This is a genomic window from Streptomyces sp. MB09-02B, assembly GCF_033794485.1.
GTDB lineage: Bacteria > Actinomycetota > Actinomycetes > Streptomycetales > Streptomycetaceae > Streptomyces.
On record NZ_JARGEE010000795.1, the window covers coordinates 1 to 1,898 of the forward strand.

The 1,898-nt window shown below is 71.4% G+C and carries 1 protein-coding gene; it reads left to right on the forward strand.

Annotated elements, in window-relative coordinates; genetic code table 11:
- The first annotated feature begins 154 nt into the window (after positions 1–154).
- Positions 155–1,717 (forward strand): FAD-binding oxidoreductase, encoded by a 1,563-nt coding sequence (locus P1P70_RS44120; protein ID WP_319248059.1) that lies wholly within the window; start codon positions 155–157, stop codon positions 1,715–1,717.
- Positions 1,718–1,898 lie beyond the last annotated feature (181 nt).

Consider the following 1,898-nt stretch of genomic DNA (forward strand, 5'->3'; position numbering starts at 1 on the left):
GTGTTCGGGGGCGCGGGGCCGGCACCCACGCTCGAGCGAAATCGAGGGGCCCGGGGAGGCCCCGCAGCGGCGACGGACGCGGATCCTGGGAACCCGCACCCCACCAACCCCGTCTCGTTCCACGAACCCACGAACGGCGCACCGGGAGACCCACATGGAACGGCGCACATTCCTCGGCGGCGCAGCCGCCCTCACCACCACCCTGACGGCCTCCGCCTGCACCACTCCCGACCCCACTCCCGGCACCCGCGCCAAAGACACCTCCCTCCGCACCACCACGACAACCACGACGACCACGACCGCCGGCACCGCCTCCACCGCCAACTGGTCCGCCCTCGCCCGAGACCTCGACGGCCCCCTCGTCCGCCCCGGCGACAAGGCCTGGTCCACAGCCCGCCAGCTCTACAACACCCGTTTCGACACCCTGAAGCCCACCGCCGTCGCCTACGTCGCCCACCCCGACGACATCCGCACGACCCTCGCCTACGCCAAGGCCCACGCCCTCAAGGTCTCGATACGCAACGGCGGCCACTCCTACGCCGGCTGGTCCTCCGGCAACGGCCGCCTGGTCATAGACGTCTCCAAGCTCGCCAAGGTCCGCGCCTCCGCGAACGAGGCCGTGGTCGGCGCGGGCTCGAAATTGATCGACGTCTACCGGGCCCTGGCCGCGAAGGACGTCACGATCCCCGCCGGCTCCTGCCCCACCGTCGGCGTCTCCGGCCTCACCCTCGGCGGCGGCCACGGCGTCACCTCCCGCGCGTACGGCCTGACCTGCGACAGCCTCACCCAGGCCACGCTGATCACGGCGGACGGCAAACAGCTGATCGCGAACGCCACCACCAACAAGGACCTCTTCTGGGCCCTACGAGGCGCGGGCAACGGCAACTTCGGCGTGGTCACGGAGCTCCGCTTCAAGACCCACCCGGCCCGCCAGGGCGTCACCGCGTACCTCACCTGGCCGTGGTCCAAGGCTGCCGCCGTACTCAAGGCGTGGCAGGAGTGTGGCCCGACCCAGCCCGACGAGATCTGGTCCTCCTGCCACCTGGAGAACGGCGGCAGCCCGACCGTCGCCGTCGCCGCCTTCTCCCTCGGCACGTACGGCGACCTGGAGAACGCTCTCGACCGCCTCGCCGACCGCGTCGGCACCCCGGCCCGCAGCGTCTCCCTCAAGCGCCGCTCGTACGAGGACGCCATGGAGGGCTACGCCGGCTGTGGCTCGTTCTCGGCCGACGCCAAGTGCCATCTGCCCGGCTCGACCCCGGGCCGCTCCCCGCAGGGCGCGCTGCGCCGGGAGACGTACGCGGCCCGCTCGGACTTCTTCGACCGTTCGATCTCGTCGGCGGGCGTCCAGACCCTGCTGACCCAGATCACCGGCGTGAAGGGCGGGGCCGGCAGCATCGCCCTCACGGCCCTCGGCGGCCAGGTCAACCGCGTCTCCCCCACGGCCACGGCCTTCGTCCACCGCCGCTCCCGGATGCTGGCCCAGTACCTCGCCTCATGGAAGCCCGGCACCGCGGGCACGGCGGCCCAGTCCTGGCTCGACAGGGCCCACAAGTCCATGATCCGCCACGCCTCGGGCGCCGCCTACCAGAACTACACCGACGCCACCCTCACCAACTGGAAAAAGGCGTACTACGGCGAAGCGGCCCCCCGCCTGACCACCCTGAAGAAGAAGTACGACCCGAACCGCTTCTTCACCTTCCCCCAGGCCCTGTAGCCACCCTGTAGCCCCTGAGGGAACCGCCCGCCCGAAGGGCCGAAGGCCCTGTCAGGGGCGCGGGGAACTGCGCGACAAGCCCCCACCGAACCCGCACCCGAAAACCAAGGCGAAGGGGGCCAGAAGGGGGCCGGAAGGGGGTCAAAGGGGCACAGCCCCTTGAGGATGGGACGGGTAGGGG